23 protein-coding genes are annotated in these 26199 nt (G+C 67.9%); 16 read left to right on the top strand and 7 right to left on the bottom strand.

Going from position 1 to position 26199, the window contains the following annotated elements:
- Positions 1-194: 194 nt before the first annotated feature.
- From ACI2JO_RS08585 to ACI2JO_RS08555, 7 genes are all read left to right on the top strand, one after another.
- On the top strand, positions 195-2810 hold the full coding sequence (locus ACI2JO_RS08585; protein WP_404720227.1) for a helicase-related protein: 2616 nt from the start codon (positions 195-197) through the stop codon (positions 2808-2810).
- Positions 2807-3115 carry an RNA-binding S4 domain-containing protein gene (locus ACI2JO_RS08580; RefSeq protein WP_404720226.1) on the top strand — a complete coding sequence of 103 codons (309 nt, stop codon included), beginning with the start codon at positions 2807-2809 and terminating at the stop codon, positions 3113-3115. The genes ACI2JO_RS08585 and ACI2JO_RS08580 overlap by 4 nt, the downstream gene beginning before the upstream one ends.
- A gap of 55 nt (positions 3116-3170) precedes the next feature.
- The gene (gene fdxA, locus ACI2JO_RS08575; RefSeq protein WP_404720225.1) at positions 3171-3512 is read left to right on the top strand and encodes a ferredoxin FdxA; all 342 of its coding nucleotides are present in this window, start codon (positions 3171-3173) and stop codon (positions 3510-3512) included.
- Between the two features lie 5 nt (positions 3513-3517).
- Positions 3518-4507 carry a proline iminopeptidase-family hydrolase gene (locus tag ACI2JO_RS08570; RefSeq protein WP_404720224.1) on the top strand — a complete coding sequence of 330 codons (990 nt, stop codon included), beginning with the start codon at positions 3518-3520 and terminating at the stop codon, positions 4505-4507.
- A gap of 195 nt (positions 4508-4702) precedes the next feature.
- Positions 4703-5236: a CarD family transcriptional regulator gene (locus ACI2JO_RS08565; protein WP_058754474.1), complete on the top strand. Its 534-nt coding sequence runs from the start codon at positions 4703-4705 to the stop codon at positions 5234-5236.
- Positions 5237-5349: 113 nt separating this feature from the next.
- Positions 5350-6066, top strand: a complete 717-nt coding sequence (locus ACI2JO_RS08560) for a head GIN domain-containing protein (RefSeq protein WP_404720223.1) — start codon at positions 5350-5352, stop codon at positions 6064-6066.
- Positions 6054-6713 carry a GIN domain-containing protein gene (locus ACI2JO_RS08555; protein ID WP_404720222.1) on the top strand — a complete coding sequence of 220 codons (660 nt, stop codon included), beginning with the start codon at positions 6054-6056 and terminating at the stop codon, positions 6711-6713. Before ACI2JO_RS08560 ends, ACI2JO_RS08555 begins: the two co-directional genes overlap by 13 nt.
- 13 nt (positions 6714-6726) lie before the next feature.
- Here the strand turns inward: ACI2JO_RS08555 and ACI2JO_RS08550 are convergent, their stop codons facing one another.
- Both ACI2JO_RS08550 and ACI2JO_RS08545 read right to left on the bottom strand, forming a co-directional pair.
- Positions 6727-7266, bottom strand: coding sequence for a SixA phosphatase family protein (locus ACI2JO_RS08550; RefSeq protein ID WP_404720221.1), 540 nt, complete (start codon positions 7264-7266; stop codon positions 6727-6729).
- A complete protein-coding gene (locus ACI2JO_RS08545) occupies positions 7263-10001 on the bottom strand; it encodes an ATP-dependent DNA helicase (RefSeq protein WP_404720220.1) in 2739 nt (912 codons plus the stop codon). Before ACI2JO_RS08545 ends, ACI2JO_RS08550 begins: the two co-directional genes overlap by 4 nt.
- A gap of 264 nt (positions 10002-10265) precedes the next feature.
- On the opposite strand from ACI2JO_RS08545, the gene sucC reads away from it, so the two are divergent.
- The 6 genes from sucC (at position 10266) to ung (ending at position 15827) form a co-directional block, all read left to right on the top strand.
- On the top strand, positions 10266-11465 hold the full coding sequence (gene sucC / locus ACI2JO_RS08540; protein ID WP_404720219.1) for an ADP-forming succinate--CoA ligase subunit beta: 1200 nt from the start codon (positions 10266-10268) through the stop codon (positions 11463-11465).
- A gap of 250 nt (positions 11466-11715) precedes the next feature.
- Positions 11716-12465: an electron transfer flavoprotein subunit beta/FixA family protein gene (locus ACI2JO_RS08535; RefSeq protein WP_404720218.1), complete on the top strand. Its 750-nt coding sequence runs from the start codon at positions 11716-11718 to the stop codon at positions 12463-12465.
- Positions 12466-12598: 133 nt separating this feature from the next.
- Positions 12599-13528 (top strand): electron transfer flavoprotein subunit alpha/FixB family protein, encoded by a 930-nt coding sequence (locus tag ACI2JO_RS08530; RefSeq protein ID WP_404720217.1) that lies wholly within the window; start codon positions 12599-12601, stop codon positions 13526-13528.
- Between the two features lie 205 nt (positions 13529-13733).
- Positions 13734-14435: a phytanoyl-CoA dioxygenase family protein gene (locus tag ACI2JO_RS08525; RefSeq protein ID WP_404720216.1), complete on the top strand. Its 702-nt coding sequence runs from the start codon at positions 13734-13736 to the stop codon at positions 14433-14435.
- 40 nt (positions 14436-14475) lie between these two features.
- Positions 14476-15123 (top strand): peptidylprolyl isomerase, encoded by a 648-nt coding sequence (locus ACI2JO_RS08520; protein ID WP_404720215.1) that lies wholly within the window; start codon positions 14476-14478, stop codon positions 15121-15123.
- Positions 15124-15128: 5 nt separating this feature from the next.
- A complete protein-coding gene (ung, locus tag ACI2JO_RS08515) occupies positions 15129-15827 on the top strand; it encodes a uracil-DNA glycosylase (protein ID WP_404720214.1) in 699 nt (232 codons plus the stop codon).
- Here ung and ACI2JO_RS08510 read toward each other — a convergent pair.
- Positions 15819-16217 carry a hypothetical protein gene (locus ACI2JO_RS08510; RefSeq protein ID WP_404720213.1) on the bottom strand — a complete coding sequence of 133 codons (399 nt, stop codon included), beginning with the start codon at positions 16215-16217 and terminating at the stop codon, positions 15819-15821. The two genes, ung and ACI2JO_RS08510, sit on opposite strands and share 9 nt — an antisense overlap.
- 107 nt (positions 16218-16324) lie before the next feature.
- Here ACI2JO_RS08510 and ACI2JO_RS08505 point away from each other — a divergent pair, with 107 nt between their 5' ends.
- Both ACI2JO_RS08505 and ACI2JO_RS08500 read left to right on the top strand, forming a co-directional pair.
- Positions 16325-16906 (top strand): TIGR00730 family Rossman fold protein, encoded by a 582-nt coding sequence (locus tag ACI2JO_RS08505; RefSeq protein ID WP_404720212.1) that lies wholly within the window; start codon positions 16325-16327, stop codon positions 16904-16906.
- Positions 16903-17838: a phytoene/squalene synthase family protein gene (locus ACI2JO_RS08500; RefSeq protein WP_404720211.1), complete on the top strand. Its 936-nt coding sequence runs from the start codon at positions 16903-16905 to the stop codon at positions 17836-17838. Before ACI2JO_RS08505 ends, ACI2JO_RS08500 begins: the two co-directional genes overlap by 4 nt.
- Before the next feature lie 116 nt (positions 17839-17954).
- On the opposite strand, the gene ACI2JO_RS08495 is transcribed toward ACI2JO_RS08500, so the two are convergent.
- The 4 genes from ACI2JO_RS08495 to ACI2JO_RS08480 form a co-directional block, all read right to left on the bottom strand.
- Positions 17955-19418, bottom strand: coding sequence for a tryptophan halogenase family protein (locus ACI2JO_RS08495; RefSeq protein ID WP_404720210.1), 1464 nt, complete (start codon positions 19416-19418; stop codon positions 17955-17957).
- Positions 19415-20440, bottom strand: coding sequence for a cupin-like domain-containing protein (locus tag ACI2JO_RS08490; protein WP_404720209.1), 1026 nt, complete (start codon positions 20438-20440; stop codon positions 19415-19417). The genes ACI2JO_RS08495 and ACI2JO_RS08490 overlap by 4 nt, the downstream gene beginning before the upstream one ends.
- Entirely contained in the window at positions 20437-21138 is a 702-nt protein-coding gene (locus tag ACI2JO_RS08485) for a SapC family protein (RefSeq protein ID WP_404720208.1), read from the bottom strand. The genes ACI2JO_RS08490 and ACI2JO_RS08485 overlap by 4 nt, the downstream gene beginning before the upstream one ends.
- A 71-nt stretch (positions 21139-21209) precedes the next feature.
- Positions 21210-24377 (bottom strand): TonB-dependent receptor, encoded by a 3168-nt coding sequence (locus ACI2JO_RS08480; protein WP_404720207.1) that lies wholly within the window; start codon positions 24375-24377, stop codon positions 21210-21212.
- 254 nt (positions 24378-24631) lie between these two features.
- Between ACI2JO_RS08480 and ACI2JO_RS08475 the strand changes: the two genes are divergently transcribed.
- Positions 24632-26191: a glycoside hydrolase 43 family protein gene (locus ACI2JO_RS08475; RefSeq protein ID WP_404720206.1), complete on the top strand. Its 1560-nt coding sequence runs from the start codon at positions 24632-24634 to the stop codon at positions 26189-26191.
- Positions 26192-26199: the final 8 nt, after the last annotated feature.

The raw sequence follows: 26199 nt of genomic DNA, 5'->3' as shown, positions 1-26199 counted from the left end.
CCGCTCTCGAAAATCATGCCGCCGGAGCGACCTGCGTCAGGCGCAGCGTTGTGGACGTGATTCGCTAAAGTCAAATTAACCGCCCACTTCGGAGCGTCGCGCTGCGGTGGAGCGTTAATCTGGGACGGCGAACTGGAGGCGCCTGACATGCAGCGATTGCATCCCCGCGCCGCGCATCCGATGTAGAGCCGGTCATGGTGGCTTTCGACCGACCCCGCGTCACGGCCGTGCTCGGTCCGACCAACACCGGCAAGACCCATCTCGCGATCGAGCGGATGTGCGCGCATTCCAGTGGGATGATCGGCTTCCCGCTCCGGCTGCTGGCGCGCGAAGTCTATGACCGCGTCGTCGCCATCAAGGGGGCCGAGCGAGTCGCGCTGATCACCGGCGAGGAGCGCATCGTGCCGAAAGACGCGCGCTGGTTCCTGTGCACCGCCGAGAGCATGCCGATCCAACAGGACGTCGCGTTCGTCGCGCTCGACGAGGCGCAGCTCGGCAGCGACCGCGAGCGCGGGCACGTCTTCACCGATCGCATCCTGCGCGCGCGGGGGCGCGAGGAGACGATGATCCTCGGTTCCGAATCGTTGCGCCCGGTGCTGCGCGCCCTCGTGCCCGGCATCGAGATCGTCGAACGTCCACGCTTTTCGACACTCAGCTATGCCGGCGCGAAGAAGCTGTCACGGCTCCCGCGCCGCTCGGCGATCGTCGCCTTCTCCGCCGAGGAAGTCTACGCCACCGCCGAAATGCTGCGGCGCCTGCGCGGCGGCGCGGCGGTGGTGATGGGCGCGCTTAGCCCACGAACCCGCAACGCGCAGGTCGCGATGTTCCAGAACGGCGAGGTCGATTATCTCGTCGCCACCGACGCGATCGGTATGGGGCTCAACCTCGACGTCGGGCATGTCGCCTTCGCCGGGCTCCAAAAGTTCGACGGCCAGCAACGCCGCCGGCTGCGCGTGTCGGAGATGGCGCAGATCGCCGGCCGCGCCGGGCGGCACCAGCGCGACGGCACGTTCGGCGCGCTGACCGAGGACGGCCCCGATGCCTTCGAGCCCGAGGAAGTCGCCGCCATCGAGGGCCACCGCTTCCCGCGGCTCGACTGGCTCTACTGGCGCAACGGCACCCCGGACCTGTCGAGCATCGACGCCTTGGTCGCCAGCCTGTCGCAGCGTCCCGACGATCTCGCATTGCGCGCCGCGCCCGAAGCGCTCGACCTCAAGATCCTCAAGCGGCTCGCCGAGGAGGCCGGCGTTCGCGACCGTGCGCGCGGCGGCAATGTGGCGCGGCTGTGGGCGGCATGCGGCATCCCCGATTTCGCCAAGCTCGGGCTCGACCCGCACGCGCGCTTCGTGGGACGCGTGTTCGGTTATCTGTCGCAGGGGTACATCCCGCACCAATGGTTCGCCGATGAGGTCGCGCGGCTCGACCGGACCGAGGGCGATGTCGAAACGATTGCGGGTCGCATCGCCGCGATCCGCAGCTGGGCCTATATCGCCCAGCGCCCCGACTGGCTCGCCGACCCGCAGACCTGGGCGGCGCGCACGCTCGAGATCGAGGCGCGGCTGTCCGACGCGCTCCACCTCAGCCTCACGCAACGCTTCGTCGACAAGCGCACGACGGCGCTGGCGAAGAAGATCGGTGGCGGGGTCGGCGCGCTGCCGGTCGAGATCGACGCACAAGGCGAGGTGACGATCGACACGCACACGATCGGGCGACTCGACGGCTTCCGCTTCGTTGTCGCCCCCGATGCGCGCGCGCACGACAAGCGCCTGCTGCTCGCCACCGCCGAGAAGCGGCTCGCGGGCGAGCGTCGCCGCCGCGCCGAGGCACTGATCGCGAGCGATGACACGCGATTCGCGCTGGGTGAGGGCGGAACGATCACGGTCAGCGGGCTGAGGCACGTTCCCGCTTCCGACACCCCCCTTTCGCCCGCTCTGAGCCTGTCGAAGGGCGGATCACAAGCACGGACCGCCGTCACCCCGGTCGCAACCGAAGATGCCGTCACGCTCGCTGCCGACGACGCATTGGTCGTCGCCCGGCTGGCGCGCGGCCCGTCGCTCGCGCGCCCGCAGGTCGCGCTGGACGAAGCACTCGACTGTCTCGACCCATCGCTGCGTCGCCGCGTGCTCGAACGCCTGCGGGTCTGGACCGCCGCCACGATCGCCCGCACGCTCCCGGCGCTGGCGGCCTTGTCGGAGGCGACGCGCGCGTCCGAGGCCGGCCCCGCGCTGCGCAGCATCGCCGCAGCAATGGAAGCCGGCGCGGGCTTCGCGCCACGCCTGCCCCTGCGCGAAGCCATCGAGGCACTGTCGCCCGGCCAGCGGCAGTGGCTGCGACGGCAGCGTATCACGATCGGGGCGCTCGACCTCTTCGACCCGCGCCTGCTCAAGCCCGCTGCGCAGGCTTGGCGGCGCGCGCTGCTTGCCGCGTACGGCACCATGCCCCCGCCCGCTGCCGCGATGGGTGCGACGACACTGCCGCGCGGCGCACCCGGGGCGGTGCCGCTGATGGGCTACCGCGCGCTCGGCGGACAGGCGGTGCGGATCGACCTCGTCGAGCGCGTCGCGCGCGCCGCGCATGACGCGCGCGGCGCCAACGGCCGCGCCCCCTTTGCACCCGATCCGGCGCTGGCGGTCTCGATCGGGCTCGAATCCGCTACCGTTGCGCGATTGATGGCCGAACTCGGCTTCCGCCCGGTCGACAAGCCAGATGCAGCCCCGCATTACGTCTGGCGGGGCCGCGCCCGCGCCAAGGTTGCCGCGCCCGACCCGGCCAATGCCTTTGCCGCGCTCGCCGGGCTGATGGGGCGATGACCGGCGCGATATCGGACGGCGCGACGATGCGTCTCGACCGCTATCTGTGGTTCGCGCGGCTCGCCAAGACCCGCGATGTCGCGCAGGCGCTCGCCTGCGACGGACATCTGCGCATCGACGGGCGCGCAATTGACCGGGCGCACGCGCCGGTGCGTGTCGGCAACATCCTGACCTTCTTCCACGCCGGCCGCGTCCGCGTCTTGCGCATCGAGGCGCTCCCGGTGCGCCGCGGCCCGGCCCCGGAGGCGCGGGATTGTTATCAGGAACTGGCTCTGTCCGGGTCGGTTTCGTCACCAGAGCGTTGACGCGCGACACCGACGGCGCGAAAGCGGCGCGCGAGAAGTGAGGAATTAGCCGACCATGACCTATGTCGTCACCGACGCCTGCATCCGCTGCAAGTACATGGACTGCGTGGAAGTATGTCCGGTCGACTGCTTCTATGAAGGCGAGAACATGCTCGTCATCAACCCGTCGGAGTGTATCGACTGCGGCGTGTGCGAGCCCGAATGTCCCGCCGAGGCGATCCTGCCCGACACCGAAAGCGGGCTGGAACAATGGCTTGAGCTGAACAACACCTTCTCGGCGCAGTGGCCCAACGTCACGCGCAAGCTCGACCAGACCCCGCCCGACGCCGACGAGCTGAAGGGTGTCGAGGGTAAGTACGACAAATTCTTCTCGCCCGAGCCCGGCAAGGGCGACTGACGCGGATGCGGCTGTCGCGCCGCGCGCTGCTGGCCGGCGGGGCTGCCGCACTGGCGCCGCTGCCGGCCACCGCGCGCGACGCCGTCTACCCGCCGCCCGCCCGCGAGGCGATGCTCGCTGTTCCCGGTGGTCGGGTCTATGTCCGCGTTAATGGCGACCTGAACGGCCCGCGCCCGCCGCTGGTCCTGATCCACGGGGGCCCGGGCGGGACGCACACCGGGATGCTCGACGCGCTCGCGCTTGCCGACGAGCGGGCGGTGATCCTCTACGACCAGCTCGACAGCGGCCGCTCGGATTGGCCGCAGGATCCCGCCAACTGGCGCGTCTCGCGCTTCGTCGACGAACTGGAGGCGATCCGGCGCGGGCTCGCGGTTTCGCTCTGGCACGTCTGTGGCATCAGTTGGGGCGGAACGATCGCACTCGAATATGCCGCGCGCCGCCCCGCCGAACTGGTCAGCACCGTGCTCGGCGGGCCGCTGATCGCGACGCGTGCGTGGCTTGCCGACGCCGATGCGCTGCGCAGCACGCTCCCTCGCGACGCACGCGACACGCTGCTCGCATGCGAGGGTATGTCGCCACCGAGCCCCACCACTTGCGACGCGGCCACCGACGTCTTCTACCGCCACTACAATCGCCGCGAAGATGCGTCGCCCGCGCTGCGCGCGGCAGCACATGCAGCCGGCAATCGCGGATCGAATCAACAACTTTACGAGACGATGTGGGGCAAGAGCGAGTTCGTCTCAACCGGCACGTTGCGCGATTACGACGGCACGCCGCTGCTCCGAAAGCTGGACGGCGCACGCACCTTGTTCATGGTCGGCCAGTATGATGAGGCACGTCCCGTCACTGCGCTTGGTTTTGCCGCGCAGGTGCCCGGCGGTGCGGAGGTGGCGGTAATTCCGGGTGCTGCGCATGGTACGCTCAGCGATCGTCCGCGCGAAACCGTCGGCATCCTCCGCGGCTGGCTTGCACGACACGACACGCGCGCCTTGTAAGAAAGTTCCGCATCGTCAGCGTCGCTGCCCTAAACAGGCTGGAAATTTTATTGCGGTTGGATTATATACGTCCGGCACGGGCGCTTCCTTAGCGTCCGCCGGAGACGTCCAACCTTTTTGCCCCAGCCCGACCAGCAACGCGGCGTTTGCGCCACGGTCGGGTCCGTTGGGGCCACAACATTGGAAAGGCCACCTATGGCTGCCAAGGCTCTGCATTTCGATGTCGGCGATTATGTCGTTTACCCCAAGCACGGCGTCGGGCGCGTCATCGAGTTGCAGAAACAGGAAATCGCCGGAATGCAGCTCGAGCTGTACGTCCTGCGGTTCGAGAAGGAGCGGATGACGCTCCGCGTCCCTACCAACAAGGCCGAGTCGGTGGGCATGCGCAAGCTGTCATCCGACAAGACGATGCGCGAGGCGATGGAAACGCTGAAGGGCAAGCCCAAGGTGAAGCGCACCATGTGGTCGCGTCGCGCGCAGGAATATGAGGCGAAGATCAATTCGGGCGACCTCGCGTCGATCGCCGAAGTGGTCCGCGACCTGTTCCGCGCCGACGACCAGCCCGAGCAGAGCTATTCCGAGCGGCAGATCTTCGAGGGAGCGTGTAGCCGTCTAGCGCGCGAACTCGCCGCGATGGAGCAGATCGACGAGCCGGCCGCGCAGGAGAAGATCCTGGAAATTCTGCGTAAAGCCGCCGCGATCTATAACAAGGACAAGGTGCCCGCCTGACGTGGTATCACCCTGTTGCGTGCAGAAGGGGCGGCCGGCGACGGTCGCCCCTTTTCGTTTGTGCATGGCCTACCCGTGTATTATAGTAGCAATACACAAAGGAGAGATGTCGGATGCGCACGATGGTTCTCGCGATGCTGCTGCCACTGGTCGCATGCGGCAACAACGCCATCATCGAAGGTCGTGAGGTGCCGGCGCAAGGGTCCGGCACGACGCGAACCTATGACGTGCGCGACTTCACCGCTGTCAAATTGGCGGGCAGCGACGATGTCGATGTACGGGTCGGAGGCGGTTTTGCCGTTCGCGCCGAGGGCGATCCGCAGGTGCTCGACAAGATCACCGTGACCCGTGATGGCGATCGCCTCACGATCTCGCGCCGACGCTCCTCGACGTGGCAGCGCGGAAAGGCACGTGTGCTCGTGACGCTGCCGCAATTGACCGCCGCTTCGCTCGATGGCTCGGGCAATCTCACCGTCGACCAGGTGCGCGGCCGTAGTTTTGACGCTCGACTCGCCGGATCAGGCAATTTGCGGATCGAACAGGTCGCCACCGACTCGCTCGGCCTGTCGCTCGCCGGGTCGGGTAACATCGCCACCGCGGGTCAGACCGGCCAGTTCTCGCTCAACCTCGCCGGCTCTGGCAACGTCGATGCAGCGGCGCTGGTCGCGCGCGAGGCGGCGATCAAGTCCGCCGGTTCAGGGGACATCCGCGCAACGGTGCGCGGCCCGGCGATGGTGTCGCTGGCCGGCTCCGGCGATATCGATCTCGGCGGCGGCGCGCGCTGCACCGTCCGCAAGGCCGGCTCCGGCACGGTACGGTGCGGGGGCTGATCGCGCTCGCCGCGCTGCTCGCGTCGCCGGCGCACGCTGCCGAACGGCGCTGGCCGGTCGGCAGTATCGAGCGGTTGCGAGTTGAGGCGCCGGTGACGGTACGGGTCGTGACCGGCGGCGGCAACGGCGTTCGCGGTACCGCCGCCGATCGGGCGACGCTCGATGCGCTCGACCTGCGCGTCGACGGCAATACGCTGACGATCCGCGCCCCGCGCGGCAGCACCGCGTCCGCCGATCTCACAGTCGCCACCCCCCGGCTCGACACGGTGGCGCTGTTCTCCCCCGCCACGGTGCGCGTCGACACGTTGCAAGGCGCGCGCGCCGCCGTCTCGATCGCGGGTGCGGGAAACGTCACGATCGGGCGCATCGATGCCGAGCGCTTCGACGCGACGCTGGTCGGCGAAGGCACGCTTACCGCCGCCGGTCGCGTGACTGAAGCGCGGGTCGCCGGCAACGGCCCCGGCACGATCGACACCGCCGCCGTGTCCGCTGAGCGGGTCACTATTCAGGCCGCCGGCGACCTGATCGTCCGCGCCGCCGCGCGCAGCACCGCCCGGATCACCGCCGGCCCCGACGCGCAGGTTACGATGACCGGTCATCCGCAATGCACGATCCGCACCGCGACGCCCGCCAACGTCCGGTGTTGAATCCGGCGCAGCCCTAGTTTCCGTCCGGCCCCAGAGCGGGATCGACGTCGCGCGGCCGGATGAAGCGAGTCAAACGTCCGCGCCCGGCTGCCACCGCCGCCCAGTCGTCGGTATCGAAGGTGATCTCGGCGAGCGTCGCGGTCGGATATTTCTCCTCGGCCGCTTCCCGCAACGTGCTGGCATCATCGGGGATCAGCAGCAGCGTCAGCTCCTCAAGCCCTGGATTATGCCCGACCAGCAGCAGCGATCCCGACGCCGCTTCGCATTCATGCACCACGTCGAGCAGCGTCGTCGGTGCGGCGAGATACAACCGCCGGTCCCACACCGGCGCCAGTGCACGCCCCAGCCCGCGCTCGACCTCGACAATCGTTTCATCGACCCGCGTCGCCGGCGACGCCACGACCCGGTCGAAGGTCAGTCCAAGGTCGCGAAGATGCCGCCCCATCGTCGCCGCCGCACGCCGCCCGCGTGCATTGAGCGGGCGGTCGAAATCGCGCGCCACCGGATCGTCCCAACCCGACTTGGCATGGCGCAGCAGCGTCAGCGTCTTCACGGGGCGTCGGTCTCCGTCAGGCGTCGAGGGGCGTCATGCCCCATGTTAAGCCCGGTGGAAAGCCGCCGCTTCACTCTTTCGACCGCTTCGTCCAGCGGCACGCGCGTCACCTTCACCCCCGGCGGAAAGGCATCGAGCAATCGCGACGGCATCGCGGCGGACAGCAGCACGAACAGCCCCGCATCATTGCCGCGCCGGATCAAACGCCCGAACGCCTGCGCCAGCCGCGCGCGCACGATCCGATCGTCATAGGCGCTGCCACCGCCGCCCAGCCGCCGCGCGGCATGGAGCACCGTGGGCTTCGGCCATGGCACGCCCTCCATCACCACCAGCCGCAGCGAGTGGCCGGGCACGTCGACCCCATCGCGCAGCGCATCGGTGCCAAACAGGCTGGCGTGCGGATCGTCGCGGAAGATGTCGACCAGCGTGCCCGTATCGACCGGATCGACATGCTGCGCATGAAGCGGAAGCCCGGCGCGCGCCAGCCGATCCGCCACCCGCGCATGAACCGCGCGGAGCCGGCGGATCGCGGTGAACAGCCCCAGCGCGCCGCCTTCGCTGGCCTCGACCAGCCGCGCATAGGCGTTGGCGAGCGCAGGAATGTCGCCCCGCTTCACGTCGGTGACGATCACCACCTCGGCGCGTGCCGCATAGTCGAACGGCGACTCGACCTGAAACCGCCCTGCCGCGCGCGGCAGGTGCGGCGCGCCGACCCGCGCCTCGGCGGTATCCCAGTCGCCGCCCGCCGTTAGTGTCGCGGAGGTGACCAGCGCGCCGTGCGCACCCTTCAGCACCGTCTCTGCGAACGGCAAGGTCGGATCGAGCCACCGGCGGTGCAGCCCGATGTCAAATTCGCGCCCCTCGACGCGATCGACCGCCAGCCAGTCGACGAAGCGCGGGTCCGCCGGGCCACCGACCCGCGCGAGCAGCGCCAGCCATGCCGCTACCGTCTCCGCGCGCCAGCCGAGCGAAGCGATCGCCCCCTCGACCCGCGCCCGCGCCTGCCCGTCGAGCCAGTCCGGCCCCTCCGCGAGCACCGCCTCCAGCCGCTTGCCGAGCGCCACCATCGGCCGCACCAGCGCGTCGAGCGCCTGCGCGGCGGGCGCGGCGGCCTCGATCAACTCGGGCGACGGCTCGGCGAGTTCGGTTTCCAGTCCATAGCCGGCATCCGCGCCGCGCTCCTCGGCGCGCGCATAAGCAAGCCCGCGTACCGCGCCCAGCAACGCCTCGATCGCGCCGAACGGCTGCCCTTCGGCGACTCGCGACAGCCACCCGTCCGAGGCGAGCGCCTGCGCCGCGCCGACGATGTCGCTCACCGCGCGCCCACCCTGTTCGTCATAGCTGGCGACATCCGACAGCCGCGCCTGCAACCCGCGCCGTCGCCCGCGTGACGTCCCCTCCGGCCCGACGATCCAGCGCCGCAGCTCGATCGTCTCCGATCCGGTCAGCGCGGTGCCGAACATCGCGTCGGCGGCGTCGAACAGGTGATGCCCCTCGTCGAAGACATAGCGCGTCGGCCGCGTCGCCAGCTCGCGCCCGCGCGCCGCGTTGACCATCACCAGCGCATGGTTGGCGATCACCACATCGGCCTCGGCGGAAGCGCGTGCCGCGCGCTCGATAAAGCACTTTCGATAATGCGGGCAGCCGGCATAGACGCACTCGCCGCGCCGGTCGGTCAGCGCCGCCGATCCGTTTCGGCGGAACAGCGCGACCAGCCAGCCGGGCAGGTCGCCGCCGATCATGTCGCCATCGTCAGTATAGGCCGCCCAGCGCGCGACGAGATGCGCGAGGATCGCCGCACGCCCCGCAAACCCGCCTTGCAACGCATCCTCGAGGTTCAGCAGGCACAGGTAGTTCTCGCGCCCCTTACGCGTCACCACCTTCGCCTTGCGCAGCGCGCGATCGGGGTAGAGCCGCCGCGTCTCGTGCCCCAATTGTCGTTGCAGCGCCTTGGTATAGGTCGACACCCATACCGCCCCGCCGGCCTGTTCGGCCCAGAGGCTGGCGGGGGCGAGATAGCCCAGCGTCTTGCCGATCCCCGTCCCCGCCTCGGCGAGCATCAGGTTCGGCGTGTCGCGCGCGGCGCGCGGGTTGAAGGCGGCGCTGGCGGCGGCGGCATAGGCGCGCTGCCCGGCGCGCGGCTCGGCCCCAGCACCGGTCAACCGGTCGAGCCGGTCGAGCACCGCGCGTTCGTCCAGCGTGACGCTGCGCGGCGCAGGGCGCGGCGCGACCTCCTCCCATTCGGGCAGGCGTGCGAACAGCCAGCGCTCGTTCTGCTGCGGCTTGGCGATCCGTGCGCTCACCACCGGCGCCCAGGCCCAGCGCGCACGCGTCAGCGATTGCGCCGCGGTCCACGCCCCCTCGCGCTCGGGCCATTCGCCTTCCGTCACCGCCAGCATTCGCGCGGTCGCCTCGCGCAGGAACGCCGCCACATCGTCGTCACGCGTCGGCGCCGTCATCCCGCATGCATCGGCGACCCCTTTGGGTGTCGGCACCATGAAGCGCGCCGGGTGGAGGAACGCGAACAGCTCCAGCAGGTCGAGCCCCGACAGCTCGGCATAGCCAAGGCGCTGCCCGATCAACGGCGCGTTGAGCAGGATCACCGGCGTATCCGCCGCCAGCCGGATCGCCTCGCCGCGCGACAGGGCGCGGGTGTCATCGCCGTCGGCCATCCAGATGCCGGAATGGCTCGCGTGCAGCGCGGGATGCGGGAGCCGGATCACATCCAGTGACATGGCGCTGCCAGAACGAAAGAGCAACTGTCCGGGTGGCCGATGCCCCCTGACCGTTCGCACGGAGCTTGTCGAAATGCGTGCCCCCCGCGCTCCGGTTTGCTCACGTGCTTCGACAAGCTCAGCACGAACAGTGCAAGAGTACCTCGCCCCAAAAAACCTCTTATTGCAATTGCATCGCAACTGCTGGACGATAAAGGGTGGATTTGCACGCCTCCCTGTGCTTTAGGCTGCCGGGATTTTATCGCTGCACCTGGGAGAGCCCCCGTGAACATCCACGAATATCAGGCCAAGGAACTGCTCGCGAAATTTGGCGTGCCCGTGCCCGCCGGCTATGCCGCGATGAGCGTGGATGAAGCGGTCGAGGTGTCGAAGAAGCTGCCGGGGCCGCTCTACGTCGTCAAGGCACAAATCCATGCCGGCGGTCGCGGCAAGGGCAAGTTCAAGGAGCTTTCCGAGGGCAGCAAGGGCGGCGTCCGCCTCGCCAAGACCGAGGACGAGGTGCGCCACGCCGCGACCGAGATGCTCGGCAACACGCTGGTGACGATCCAGACCGGCGAGGCCGGCAAGCAGGTCAACCGCCTGTACGTGACCGACGGTGTCGACATCGCGAAGGAATTCTACCTCGCCTTGCTCGTCAACCGCGCCACCGGCCGCATCTCGTTCGTCGCCTCGACCGAGGGCGGCATGGACATCGAAACCGTCGCGCATGACACGCCCGAGAAGATCCACTCGATTGACGTCGATCCGGCAACCGGCTTCCAGCCGCACCACGGCCGTGCGGTCGCGGGCGCGCTCGGGCTGAGCGGCGATCTTGCCAAGCAGGCGGCGAACGTCGCGGCGAAGCTGTACGACGCGTTCCTCGGCACCGACGCCGAGCAGATCGAGATCAACCCGCTGGCGGTCACCGACGACGGCAAGCTGATGGTGCTCGACGCCAAGGTTGGCTTCGACGGCAACGCCATGTTCCGCCACAAGGACATCGCCGAGCTGCGCGACGAGACCGAGGAGGACGCCGCCGAGTTGGAAGCGTCGAAGTACGACCTCGCCTATATCAAGCTGGACGGCGACATCGGCTGCATGGTCAACGGCGCCGGGCTCGCGATGGCGACGATGGACATCATCAAACTCAACGGCATGTTCCCGGCCAACTTCCTCGACGTCGGCGGCGGCGCGAGCAAGGAGAAGGTGACGGCGGCGTTCAAGATCATTCTCGCCGATCCGGCGGTGAAGGGCATCCTCGTCAACATCTTCGGCGGGATCATGAAGTGCGACATCATCGCCGAGGGCATCGTCGCCGCGGCGAAGGAAGTGAACCTGTCGGTGCCGCTGGTCGTGCGCCTCGAGGGCACGAACGTCGACAAGGGCAAGGAAATCCTATCGAACTCGGGCCTTGCGATCGTCCCCGCCAACGATCTGGGCGATGCCGCGCAGAAGATCGTCGCCGAGGTCAAGAAGGTCGCCTGACGCGCGCCGCGGTCATCGCGGAACGCCTTGGAGACTCGCAGGGGCGGGACCGGCACGCCGGTCCCGCCCTTCGCACATCCGGCGCCATGCCGCGGTCCCGCAGATCGCGATGGACATCTACGCGGCCTGACGCTTTATCGCTTTATCACAGAGGATGCCGGCCGTTCGCGACCCGGCCGCATCCGGCCGCTTACTTGATCTTTACGTAAACGTCAGGTAGCAGCCCGGACATATTGAGGAGGGTAGCGCAATGAAGGTGCTGGTGCCGGTCAAGCGCGTGCTTGACTATAATGTGAAGCCCCGCGTGAAGGCGGACGGCTCGGGCGTCGATCTCGCCAACGTCAAGATGAGCATGAATCCCTTCGACGAAATCGCCGTCGAAGAAGCGATCCGCCTGAAGGAAAAGGGCGCGGTCACCGAGATCGTCGTCGTCTCGATCGGCGAGCCCAAGGCGCAGGACACGCTGCGCACCGCGCTGGCGATGGGCGCCGACCGCGCGATCCTCGTCACCTCTGAGACCAAGGTCGAGCCGCTCGGCGTGGCCAAGCTGCTCGCCAAGATCGTCGAGGAGGAGCACCCGCAGCTGGTGATCCTCGGCAAGCAGGCGATCGACGACGACAACAACCAGACCGGGCAGATGCTCGCCGGGCTGCTCGGCTGGGGCCAGGGCACGTTCGCGTCAAAGGTCGAGCTGGCCGCCGACAGCGTCACCGTCACCCGCGAGGTCGATGGCGGGTTGGAGACCGACACGTTCAAGCTGCCCGCGATCGTCACCACCGATCTGCGCCTCAACGAGCCGCGCTACGCCTCGCTTCCCAACATCATGAAGGCCAAGTCGAAGCCGCTCGCGACCAAGACCGCCGCCGATTTCGGCGTCGACGTGACGCCGCGGCTGACCGTCGTGAAGGTCGCCGAGCCGGCCAAGCGGCAGGCGGGCGTCAAGGTCGCCGATGTCGACGAGCTGGTGAACCGGCTGAAGTCGATGGGCATCGCGAAATAGCCACGAGGGGGAGGCATGACGCATCCCTCCCGCCGTTCGTGCTGAGCCTGTCGAAGCACGGATTTCGGGACACGCCCTTCGACAGGCTCAGGGCGAACGGTTCAAGCGGGGCAAGCCCCCGGAGAGGTAGATCATGAAGACGCTGGTTTGGGTCGAACACGACGGATCGACCGTCAAGGACGCCACGCTCTCCGCGGTCACCGCCGCGGCGAAGCTGGGCGAGGTGCATCTGCTCGTCGCCGGGCAAGGCGTCGGCGCGGTGGCCGAGGCGGCGGCGAAGATCGCGGGCGTCGGCAAGGTGCATGTCGCCGATGACGCGGCCTATGCGCACCAGCTCGCCGAGAATGTTGCGCCGCTGGTCGTCGAGCTGATGGGGCATCATGACGCCTTCGTCGCGCCGGCCACCACCACCGGCAAGGCGGTCGCCCCGCGCGTCGCAGCGCTGCTCGACGTCATGCAGATCAGCGACATCCTGTCGGTCGAGGGCGAGGACACGTTCACGCGCCCGATCTACGCCGGCAACGCAATCGCCACCGTCAAGACCTCGGACGCCAAGAAGGTCCTCACCGTCCGCGGCACCGCCTTCGAGAAGGCAGCGGCCGAGGGTGGATCGGGCACGATCGAGGCGGTCGCCGCAGCCGGCGACACGGGCCTGTCGACCTTCGTCAATCAGGAGATCGCGGCATCGACGCGTCCCGAGCTGACCAGCGCGAAGGTGATCGTCTCGGGCGGTCGCGCGCTCGGCTCGGGCGAGAAGTTCCACGAGCTGATCGAGCCGCTCGCCGACAAGCTCGGCGCGGGCGTCGGCGCGAGCCGCGCGGCGGTCGATGCGGGCTATGTGCCGAACGACTATCAGGTCGGCCAGACCGGCAAGATCGTCGCGCCGGAAGTCTATGTCGCGGTCGGCATCTCGGGCGCGATCCAGCATCTCGCGGGGATGAAAGATTCCAAGACGATCATCGCGATCAACAAGGACGAGGACGCGCCGATCTTCCAGGTCGCGGACCTCGGGTTGGTCGGGGATCTGTTCAAGGTCGTGCCGGAGCTGACGGAGAAGCTGTAAGGCGGGAGGCGGGCAAGCTGCCCGCCGGTACAGCAAGCAAAGCGATGCTGCGTCCGCCGACACGACCGGCGGTGCCCCGGCGCCGTCCGACGACGCGGGCTTCACGCCCGCGTCGTGGCCTCACGCGATACCGTCATTGCGAGCGCCGCGAAGCCATCCAGCGCCGGACCAGGACGCCCTGGATCGCTTCGCCACGCTCGCAATGATGAAGGGGCTCGCTACGCCTGAACCCGTGAACGCCACCCCGCCCCTCGACTGGTCCCACGACGGCGCGGCCCATCACCCCGCCGCCGCCACCCCGCTGCTCCCGGCACTCCACCAACTCGCCGCCGATCTCCCGCAGGAGCGCGCCGGCCTGCGCCTTCACGGTCATCCGGCGCTGCCCGCGCTGCTCGCCACCGGCCCGATCCACGCCATCGCCGCGTGTTATCTCGGCCCCGCCGCGCAGCCGGTCCGCGCGGTCTTGTTCGACAAGACCCCCACCACCAACTGGTCGCTCGGATGGCATCAGGACCGCACGATCGCCGTCCGCGCTCGCGCCGACGTCCCCAGCTACGGCCCATGGTCAACCAAGCAGGGCATCCAGCACGTCGAGCCGCCGTTCGCGGTCACCTCGGCGATGGTGACGCTGCGCATCCACCTCGACGACACGCCCGCCGCCAACGCACCGTTGCTGATCGCCCCCGGCTCGCACCGCCTCGGCCGCATCCCGAAAGACGCGATTGCCGACGTCGTCGCGCGCTGTGGCACCCTCGCCTGCCTCGCGAACGCGGGAGATGTCTGGTGCTACGCCACCCCGATCCTCCACGCCTCCGCCGCCGCGCAAGGTGAGCGCCGCCGCCGCGTGTTGCAGGTCGATTATGCGGCAACCGCGCTCCCCGAACCTTTGGTCTGGCTCGGCCTCTGACGGCGTTGCGATCGCGCGCGCGCGTCCGTACAGCCGCGCGATGCGTCGCTTTCTCCCGCTGCTCGCCCTGCTCGCCGTCGCGGCACCCGCCACGGCACAGCGCGCCGACCGCGCCACGCCCGGCTGGGTCCGCGTGCGGCTGGAAACCGCCGACGGCCCGATCGTGCTCGCGCTCGACCAGCGCCACGCCCCGCTCACCACCGCCAATTTCCTGCGCTACGTCGATGACGGGCGTTTCGATGGCGTGAGCTTCTATCGGACCGCGCGCAGCAAGAAGCTGCCCGGCACCGGCTTCATTCAGTCGGGCATCCGCACCGACGCGCGGCGCTTCCTCGACATGATCCCGCATGAATCGACGAAGAAGACCGGCATCCGCCACCTCGACATGACAATCTCGATGGCACGCAAGGGACCGCCGGGGTCGGCGAACGGCAATTTCTTCATCACCGTCGGTCCGGCCGCATACATGGACTGGAGCCCGCGCGACCCCGGCTATGCCGCATTCGGCCGGGTCGTCGCCGGGCAGAAGACGGTCAAGCGCATCCTCGCCGAGCCGACCGGCCAGCAGATGAACGGCACGCTGATGCTGCGCCCGGTGGTGGTGACGCGATCGATCCGGCTCGACGGCACGCCGAAGCCGACCGGCCGCCCTCGCCCGTGGCTGCTCGAACACCGCCGCGACGGCTGACCGGCATGACGCCGACGTTCGATCCCAGCTGGCGCGACGCGCTCGCCGCGCCGCTCGCCAGCGACACGATGGGCGCGCTTACCCGCTTCCTCGCCGCAGAGGAACAGGCCGGGACAGTGATCTTCCCGCCCGCCGCCGATCGCTTCCGCGCGCTCGAACTCACCGCCTTGCCCGACGTGCGGGTGGTGATCCTCGGACAGGACCCCTATCACGGCGCGGGTCAGGCACATGGCCTGTGCTTCTCGGTTCGGCCGGGCGTGAAGCCCCCACCCAGCCTCGCCAACATCTATCGCGAACTGGTGACCGACTGCGGCATCGCGCCGCCGGCGCACGGCTTCCTCGAACATTGGGCGCGCCAAGGCGTATTGCTGCTCAACACCGTGCTGACCGTCGCAGAGGGCCGCGCCGCCGCACATCGCGGGCGCGGCTGGGAGCCACTGACCGACGCGATCATCCGTGCCGTCGCCGATCAGGAAGCGCCGACCGTGTTCATGCTCTGGGGCAGCCATGCGCAGGCCAAAGCGCCGCTCGTCACCGCCGCTGGTGGCGACCGCCACCTGATCCTCACCGCCCCGCACCCCTCGCCCTTGTCGGCGTACAAGGGCTGGTTCGGCTCGGGGCATTTCAGCAAGGCCAATGCGTTTCTGGCGGCAAACGGCCGCGGCACGATCGACTGGAGCATCCCGCCGCTGACGTCAGCGTAATCGGCACGCGATGCGCGCGGTTCCCAGCACGAACACCATGAACGCGATCTGCGCGATGACGCCCGGCGTCTCCCGCAGGGTGCGCAATACTGGCGCGTAATATAGTGCCAGGATCCACAGGTTGTGGACGACATCGACCACGATGATCGCGATCGTCGCCGCCACGCCGGCGCGCGGTCGGAGGAACAGCAACACGACCGCCGCCGGATCGAGAAACGCCAGCGACGTCCAGAAGATCGCGCTCGCCATCGGCAGGCCGTCATAGTCCCAGAGTAGCCCGTACCGGGCGATGACCACCCAATGATTGTACGTCGCCCCGAGAAGACACAGCGCATAGATGGTGCGCAGGATGAGCCCCCGCCGCCTGTCGCCGTCGCCCGCCGCCGTCACGCGATCCTCCCGCACCCGCCCTTTTGGTGCGCAGCGATCTGCCACGATCCGACGCGCATCACCAACCCCGGTTGCCCCTTTCCCGCCGATCCCGTAGCGCGGACGCCATGAAGCGCCTCGCCATCTATTGCGGCTCCGCCACGCCCGCCGACCCCTTCTACCTCGATCTCGCGCGCGAGGTCGGCCACACGCTCGCTACGCGCGGTATCGGCGTCGTCTATGGCGGCGGGCGGCTCGGACTGATGGGCGCGATCGCCGATGCCGCGCTGGCGGCGGGCGGCGAAGTGATCGGGGTCATCCCGCAGGCGCTGGTCGATGCCGAGGTCGCGCATCGCGGCCTCAGCGAACTCCATGTCGTGACGGGGATGCACCAGCGCAAGCAGATGTTCACCGACCTTGCCGACGGCTTCGTTACCCTGCCCGGCGGCACGGGCACGATGGACGAATTGTGGGAGGCGCTCAGCTGGGCGCAGCTGGGCTATCATGCCGATCCGGTCGGGCTGCTCAATGCCGGCGGCTATTATGACGCGATCGTCGCCTTCTGGGAGAAGATGGGCGAAGTCGGCTTCCTGCGTGCGCAGCACCGCGACCTGCTGATCGTCGACGAGACGCTGGGCGGGCTGCTCGACCGGATGGCGGCGCACGTCCCGACGCAGCCGATCGTGCGCATGGCCGCCTCGGACCTGTGAGCGAGACGCGCGCGGCGCTGGTCGAAACCGCGCGGCTGTCGATCGCGCGCGGCTCCAAGAGCTTCGCCGCCGCGTCGAAACTGTTCGCGCCGGTGGTGCGCGAGCGTGCATGGTTGCTCTACGCCTGGTGCCGCGCCTGCGACGATCTCGTCGACGGGCAGGATCATGGCCGTGATCGCACAATCGTTACCGACGCCCGCGCGCGGGTGGCGCGGGTGCGGGCGCTCAGCGACGCCGCGCTCGATGGCGAACCGACCGGCGATCCTGCGTTCGATGCGCTCGGCGTCGTGGCGCGTGAAACAGGGCTGCCGCGTCGCTTCGTCCATGACGTGATCGACGGCTTCCAGCTCGATGCCGACGACTGGCGCCCGCGCAGCGAGGATGACCTGTATCGCTACTGCTACCATGTCGCGGGTGCGGTCGGCTTGCTGATGGCGGTGGTGATGGGGGTCTCGCCCGACGATGACGCGACGCTCGACCGCGCCTGCGATCTGGGGCTTGCGTTCCAGCTCGCGAACATCGCGCGCGATATCGAGGAGGACGCGCGTGCCGACCGCTGCTACCTGCCCGTCGACTGGCTGGTCGAAATGGACATGCCGCCCGGCGAGCATATGAAGCCGCCGTATCGCGACCGGTTGGCGGTGCTGGCCAAGCGGCTGGCGACACGCGCGCAGCTGCACGAGGACAGCGCCGCGATCGGGACCAAGGCGCTGTCGTTCCGCTCGGCCTGGGCGGTGCTGGCGGCAGCAGGCATCTACGGCGACATCGCGCGCGCGGTGGCGGCGCGCGGCCCGCGCGCGTGGGATCATCGCATCACGACCTCGAAGGGCGCGAAGCTGGCATGGATCGCGCGCGCGGGGCTGAAAGCCGCCCGGCGTCAGTCGCTGTCGGACACCGCGCGCGACCCACGGCTGTGGACGCGCCCACGCTGACCTTCCGTCATTCCCGCGAAGGCGGGAATCCAGACGCGCAGGTCCTTCGGTAGAGACGCAACGTCCGAGGCTCTGGATTCCCGCCTACGCGGGAATGACGGGGTCGGGTGACGAACTCACACCCGGTCCAGATACGCCTGATGCATCGGCAACCCGCGCACCGCGCCGGCAACGTTCGCCGCCATCTGCCCTAACGTCTGCTGCAATCGCCCCTCGGGCATCATCCGCGCGACGCGATTGTGCGCACGCGGCGTCAACTTTTGCCCGAGCATCACCTGCACCCATGACGTGATCGTGAACAGCTCGTCGCTCGCTTGAAACGCCTGCGCGCCCTCGCGGAACAACGCGATCCGCGTTGCCAGGGAATCGGGCAGCGGCATATCGCGCATCCGCTGCCAGAACGGCTCGTCGCGCTGGTTGAGCGTGTAATGCAGGATGATGAAGTCGCGCACGCCCTCGATCTCGCGACGCGCCATGTCGTTGAAGCGCGCCGTCGTCGCTTCGCTCACGCCATCGAACGGGAACAACTGCAACAGCCGCGTCAGTGCGATCATGATCAGGTGGATGCTGGTCGATTCGAGCGGTTCGACGAACCCGCCCGCCAAGCTCAGCCCGACGCAATTGCGCTCCCACGCCTTGACCCGCCGCCCGGTGCGAAAGCGGATCACGCGCGGGTCGATCAACGTTTCGCCGGTCACGCTTCCCAGCAGGCGCGCCTGCGCCTCGTCGTCGCTCAGGAAGTCGCTGGCATAAACGATGCCGTTCCCCAGCCGGTGCTGGAGCGGGATACGCCACTGCCATCCCGCATCATGCGCGATCGCGCGGGTATAGGGCACCGCCGGCCCGGTCGCCGTCGTCTGGACCGCGATCGCGCGGTTGGTGGGCAACCACTCGGCCCAATCCTCGTAACCGACACCCAGCGTCTCGCCGAGCAGCAGCGCGCGGAAGCCGGTGCAGTCGAGGAACAGGTCGCCTGCGATCCGCGTGCCGTCCTCCATCACCAGCGCCGCGATATCGCCGCCTTCGCCGTCGCGCTCGACGCGCGCGATCTTGCCTTCGACGCGCGTCAGCCCGTCCGCCTCGCAGCGCTCGCGCAGATAGCGGGCATAGCGCGCGGCGTCGAAGTGATAGGCATAGTTGAGCCCCGCATCCGCGCCGCCCGCGAATTTCTCGGCGCGCGCCGCCTCATGCTCGACGCAATAGCGGCCGATCTCCTCGGCGCTGCCCTGTGCACGCGCCTCCAGCCAGAAATGGTGAAAGTCGGCCATCCACGTCGACGTTCCGATCGAGCCGAACGAATGGAGGTAGCGTTCGTCTGGCTTCGACCAGCCCTCGAACGAAATTCCCAGCTTGAAGCTGGCGCCGGTCGCGCGGACGAAGTCGCGCTCGTCGACCCCGATCAGTTGATGAAAGGCGCGCACGGTCGGGATCGTTGATTCGCCGACCCCGACCGTCCCGATCTCCTCCGATTCGACCAGCGTCACGTCGACCATCGCCCCGAGCTGCTTGGTCAGCATCGCCGCCGCCAGCCATCCGGCGGTACCACCGCCCGCGATCACCACCCGCCGCACGCCCGTCATCGGTTCAGCTTCCTTAGCAAGTCACCCCGCAACCGCCGCGCGCGCGCATCGTCCAGCGGCGCGAGCGCGCCCTGCGCCGCTGCGGGCAGATGCGCCGCCGGACGCGCCGCATCGTCGAACACGTAATAGTCGAACAGCGCGCGCCACGCTTGCTTCTCGGCCGCCGGGCGATCGCGCAGGCTGAGCAGCGCGTGGAGCAACGTGTTCATCGGCGTGTCCATGAATGCCGCCGCATCGTTCCACCAATAGTTCACCAGCACGTTGAACGGCGCGAGCGCCTCGACATGGTGCCACCACAAGGCCGGGTAGACGACTGCATCGCCCGGCTCCAGCTCGGCGACCTGCGCCACCTCGCGCGCCTCGGCAAAGCCGGGAAAGCGATCAGGATCGGGCGCGCGGAAGTCGACCAGCGACACCACCTGCCCGCCCGGCGTCGGCTCCAGCGGCCCCGGATAGAGGTTCGCGACCTGCTCCGGCGGAAACAAGGTGAAGCGCCGGCGCCCGACCGCGCAGATCGCGATGTTGTTCGACATATCGTAATGCGCCTGGGCGGTGGTCCGCGTTCCGATCCAGATGCTGCGCAGCACGCGTGCAAAATCGGCGCGTTCGAGCGGGTTCTCCGCGATCAGCCCCGGAAAGAACCGCTCCAGATCGGTCGACCCGATATAGAAGGACGGCGCGCCGTCATCGTCCAGCGTTGCCAGCATCCGCGCCATATAATCGTCGAGCGCCACACGCTCGGCATCAAAGTCGAGCCGCGTCAGCGTATCGTCGTAGAAATAGCGACCGCCATGCGCCGCCGCGGCGGTATACCCGACCCCCGGCTGCCCGTTGTAGAAGCGGCGCAGATAGTCGACCGCCGCCGCCGGCCCCTCGCGCCCCGCCGCGACCAGCGGCCAGTCGCCGGCCAGTCCACGCACCACTACCGGCGCGCCCGCCGCGACCAATGCCGCCAGATCCTGCGCCGCAGGGTCGTCCGCCGCGATCTCGGGCACGCACCGGTCGGTGATCGCCGCGGTCACGCCGCCGCCCTGATCGTCTTGAGTTCGATCAGCCGTTCCATGTTGCCGAGCGACGCCGCCGCCATCGTCGCCGCGCGCAGCAGTCCGTTGGCGTGCAGCCGCTCCAATGTCGCCCCCGACAGCGCGGCGAGCGCCGCCTGATCAATCGTCAGCAGGTCGGTCAGCTCATAGCCGCCAGCATCGCCCAGATCGACCCGCAGCGTCACGCCGCGCAGCAATCCCGCCGCCTCGAGATCGGCATGTATCGCCCGCTCGCTCTGCGCCCCATCCGCCAGCAGCATCAAGGCGGTGCGGACATGCTCCAGATACAATGCATCGCCGCCGTGATCGCGAAACAGCGGCAGGCCGTCTGCGACGCCGACGCGCGGATCGTCGCAATCGACCTGCACCACCGCCTCGCCATCCTCGCCGCGCGTCAGCGCGAACGGACCGCGCCGCTGGATCGCCGGCACGAAGCGCGTCGTCCAGCGATCCCCATCGAGAAACAGATTCTCTCCGCGGTCCAGCCCGAGCAGGACGTAGGCGCGGATGCCACCATCGTCTCCACGCCGGAACACGATCGGCAGCTCGCGCTGCGCTTCCTCGAACTCGATCGGGAAAACGGGCAACAGATTGGCGTGGTCGCCGAACGCCGGCCCGGCGCGTACCGCGACGCGCAGGTCGGCATGATCGACATTGTCGAGAGTCGTGAAAGTCATCGCGCCCTTGTCCCAAACGCAAAGGGCCACCGCAAGCGATGGCCCTCCACTTCAGTGATCGTCGCGACCGATCAGAACTTGTAGCGCGCGCCCAGAAGGAAGCGCGGCTTCAGCTCTTGCGCCAGCACCAGATTGCGCTCGGTACGGCCATAGGTCTTCACGCTCTCGCTGGTCAGATTGATGCCTTCCAGCGTCACCGACACCTGATCGTTGACGTCGTAGCTGATGTTGACGTCGACGGTCCCGAACGGCGCCACGAACGTCGGGTTACGATTACCACCCTGGTTGGTGTTCAGGAGATACTTGTCACGCCAGTTGTACGCGACGCGGGCCGAGAGGCCGTTCTTATCGTAGATCGCGGTGGCGTTCGCGCTATTGCCGAGGCCAGTCAGCGCGAAGATGTTGACGGTCGGATCGGCATACGGATCGACATTCACGTCGCCGCTCACCTTGGTGAACGACCCCGAGAAGCCGAAGCCGGTGTTCCCGAAGAAGTTCGTCCACGCCAGCTCGAAGCCGTGGATACTTCCCTCGCGATTGTTGATCGGCTGCGAGATCGAGAAGTTGAACAGCGGATCGTTGGCATCCGACGAGACATCGATCTGCGACAGGATCTGGTCGACGAACGTCTGCTGCAGCCCCGAACCCGGCACGTAATTGGCATTGAACTGCTGCGTCGCCGCGGCCTGGTTGCCGTTATTCTGCACCAGCAGCGCGGTATAGGTGAACAGGTTCACATCGCTCTGGTCGTAGCCGTTCTGACGCAGGAACGCCGAAGCGATACCCGATCGTGATCCGGCCGCCCCCGAGCTGGGATCACGCAACCCGAACAGATTGCCGTTGACCACGCCGGTGCCGAGGAAGTTCTTCACCTTCTTGTCGAAGAACCCGATCGAGACGAAGCTGGACGGCTTGTAGTACCATTCCAGCGACAGATCGATGTTGCGCGACACCAGCGGCAGCAGATTGGCATTGCCGGTGCTGCCCGTCGGAATACCTCCCAGTGCGGTCGGGCGACCCGGCGCACCCGCCGAGGCGGTGGCGAACAGATTGCCGTAATCCGGCCGGGCCAGCGTGCGGCTGATCGAGAAGCGCGCCTTTACGTTGGTGACCGGCTCGAAGCTGAAATCGAGCGAGGGGAGGAAATTGTTGTAGCTACCGCGCTGCTGGATCGCGGTGAACACACCGCTGGCGTCGCCGCGGAAGTCGTTATCCGCAGTCCAGACAATATTGTTATAGGTCTGCACGGCGTCCGACACGACGCGGGTCTGCTCGTAGCGCGCACCGGCGACGATATTGGTCGCCTTGCCCAACAACTCGCCGTTCCAGGTGAACTGGCCGAACACCGCCCAGACCTTTTCCTGCACGGTGTCGTCGGCCGGGGCCGAGGGCAACGGGGGCGCGCCGCGCTGCGAGTAATACGGGCTCAGCACGTTGTAGAGATCGATCGCGTTGCCACGGAACGCGATCAGCGACGAGCCTTCCGACGCCGGGTTAAAATGGTCGAATTTGCAGGTCAGGCAATATTGGCTAACCAGCTCGGGCGCGAGTTGCTGGATGATGCCCGGGTTCTGCAGGCCCCAGTCGCCCAGCGTCTGCTGAGTCTGGGTCTGCGTCGAATGCATCTTCGAGTCGGTGTACGAGCCACCCGCATCGAAGCGCGTCCCGCCGCCAAGATCCCAGCCAAGCCGTGCCTGGATCTGATCGATCCGCTGCGTCTGGCGCGAGATGATCGTGCGCGCCGGTGCGGCACCCAGATCACCGATATCCAGCACGCCGTTGCAATTGCCCTTCGGCGTCGCGGTCGGATCGGACTTGTAGCAGTCGTTGATGACCTGCGCCTGCTGCGGGAACCCGGTGCTGAAGTCGAGCGAATGGCCCTGGATCACCGGTGCGCCGAGCGCGACGGTCGTCGCGGTGGTGCCGTTGGGGTTGTCCGGCGACGAGGTCGACACCGAATGGTGCCCGTCGACCGTCAACGTCAGGTTCGACGCGAATTCCCACTTGGCGTTCAGACCGACCGACGCGAGCCGCGCCTTGGTCGCGGCCTGCTGCTGCTCGAAGCCTTCATCCTTCGGGCTGGTCGGCAGATAGTCACGCAGGAAGATCGCGGTCGCCATGTTCGGATTGTCGTCGAAGCGGACTTCGCTGAACGGGCGGTTGAACCAGTTCGTCTGCTCGCTGCGCGATTCACGCAGGCGGTTCTGCGCGAACAGGCTGTCGACCGTGAATTCCAGCGTGTCGGTCGGCTTGAACTGCAAGACGCCCTGGAAGTTGATACGCTCGCGGCGGTTTTCCGAGAACTGGTAGCGGCTGTCGTTCGGCACCAGCACATAGGGCGCGGTCGGACGCGCACCGTCGATCACGGTCGTCGAATTGATGAACGTGCCTGGATTGAAGAAGTCCGACGTCTTGATGACGTTCCAGTAATTCGGATTCGACTGCGCCGATGCCGAATAGCGCAGCTGGTAGCTGCCGAACACCGCCGCACCGAACGTGTCGTCGTCGTTGCGATAGTTGAGCAGCCCGGAGATTTCCGGGGTGACGCGGTGCTTGCTGCCCTCGGCCTTTTCGACCGACGTGTCGTACAGCGCCTTGGCGCCGATGGACCCGCTGACCCCGCTTTCGCGCGCACTCAGCGGCTTGCGGGTGTCAATGTTGATCGTGGCACCGATGCCGCCGGTCGGCACCGAAGCGCGTCCGGTCTTGTAGACCTCCAGCGCGCTGACGCCTTCCGATGCGATGTTCTGGAAGTCGAACGAACGACCTGCGCCGCGCGCGAACAAATTGCCGCCGCTGGTGTCGATGTTGGTCGCCGGCAACTGGCGCCCGTTGATCGTGACGAGGTTGTAGCCGCCCGAGAAACCACGGACCGCGACCTGCGAGCCTTCGCCGTTGACACGGTTGATCGACACGCCGGTGATGCGCTGCAGCGACTCGGCGAGGTTGGTGTCAGGGAACTTGCCGATATCTTCGGCGCTGATCGCGTCAACGACGCCCGGCGAGTCGCGCTTGATCGCGATCGCGCGATCAAGGCTGGCGCGCACGCCGGTGACGACGATGTCTTCGGCGCCCGGGGCGGCATCCTGACCGACCGGCGTGCCGTCAGCCGGCTGCGCGTTGGTCGGGCTCTGGTCGCCCGTCTGCGCCGTCGCGATGCCCGGCACCGCTGCCGCAACCGCCAGCGCCCACACCGACGACGAGCGCGCGAGCGCACCCATGACATGGCTTCCCTTCATGATCCCCTCCTCCGTGGCGGCACCCTGCCGTCTTGTTCATGTTTGCGACATGATTGGTGATATCGCTATCAGGGTCGGGATGACTGTCAATCTTGCGGAGGTCTTAACGCCGCGCAACACGCTGATTTATCGCAAACCCGGGGTGAACTGTGTCGGATGAGCAACACCGCCTTTCATGGATACGGCATCGTTTCATAAGCAGCGCGGCAAGAGGGTAATTTCCGTATACCATCATATAAATTAGAGGATCGAGGATGATTGTCAGGACAGAGCTGTTGCTGCGTTGCACCACCATCACGAGCCTTCTCGCGGTCCTCGCGTCCGCTCCGATCGCAGCGCAGGTATGGCGTAGCGATCGCGGCGACGGCACGTACGCCAATCCGCCGCTCAATGCCGATTACCCCGATCCTGACATCATCCGCGTCGGCAACGATTTCTATTTCGCCAGCACGACGTTCGCGAACGCACCGGGTCTCACGCTGCTGCACTCGCGGGATCTGGTGAACTGGGACATCGTGTCGCACCTGCTGTCGCGGCTCGACGGCTCGCCGAAATTCAACATGGCCGACGGCGCCTCGTACCGACACGGCATCTACGCCCCCAGCCTGCGCTATCGTGACGGCACCTTCTATGTCGTGGTCACGCCGGTCGGGCTGCGCACGCGCATCTACCGCGCCCGCGATCCAAGAGGTCCGTGGACGCATGTCACGCTCGACCGCGCCGCCTTCGATCCCGCCTTGTTCTTCGACGATGACGGCGCCGTCTATCTCGCCACCTCGATCGGCAGCGATGGCACGGTCACGCTCCACACGCTCGACCACGACGTGACCCGGATCACCGCCTCACGCGTCATCCACTACAACAAGGGCGCGGAAGGATCGAAGCTCCTTAAACGCCACGGCTTTTATTATCTGTTCAACGCGATCCCCGGCAAACTCGCGCTCACCGTCTCGCGCGCGCGGAAACTCGACGGCCGGTGGGAAACGCGTCCTCAAATCGACGACACCACTGGCGGCCATCAGGGCGCGCTGGTCGATCTGCCGGGCGGCGGCTGGTACGGCTTCGTGATGCGGGACGCCGGCGCGATCGGGCGCGTCACCAACATCAGCCCCGTGTTCTGGCGCGACGACTGGCCGATTTGGGGCACCCCCGAGGCGCCCGGCCGCGTTCCCGACGTGGCCCCCAAGCCGATTGCCGGCCAACGCTTCACCGAACCGCCGTCCAGTGACGATTTCACCGCAGGCACGCTCGGTCGGCAGTGGCAGTGGAATCACAACCCGCTCGACCATCTCTGGTCCCTTACCGAGCGTCCCGGCTGGCTCCGCCTCCATGCCGCACCCGGCAGCCAGTTCTGGTGGGCGCGCAACACCTTGGTGCAGAAAGGTCAGGCTCCGCGCGCGCGCGGCGAGGTGCTGGTCGACACGCGCGGGCTGAAGCCGGGCGACGTCTGCGGCTTCGGCACGCTCGGCAAGTTCAGCGCGCAATTATCGGTGCTCGGCGGGACGGACACGCTGACGATGCGCGTCACCGAGGATCGCAAGGACGGGCCGCACGTCGAAATCCGCGAAGCCGCCCGCCGCTTCCGGGGCACGCGCCTGTGGCTGCGCACCGAGATGGACTTCCCCGCGAAGACCGCCACCGTCTCCTACAGCGAGGACGGCCGCCGCTTCACCGCCGTCGGCGGCACGGTGCCGCTGGTGTTCGACTGGCAGACCGGCACCTTCCAGGGCGTCCAGTTCGCGCTGTCCTGCTATACCCCCAAAGGCAAAGGCGGATGGCTGGACGTCGACCGGTTCACGCTATCGAAGTTCTGACGAACCGT

Source organism: Sphingomonas sp. NPDC079357 (assembly GCF_044901155.1).
Lineage (GTDB): Bacteria > Pseudomonadota > Alphaproteobacteria > Sphingomonadales > Sphingomonadaceae > Sphingomonas.
Note: the sequence above shows the minus strand (reverse complement) of the source record. Positions and strands in the feature narration are given on the sequence as shown.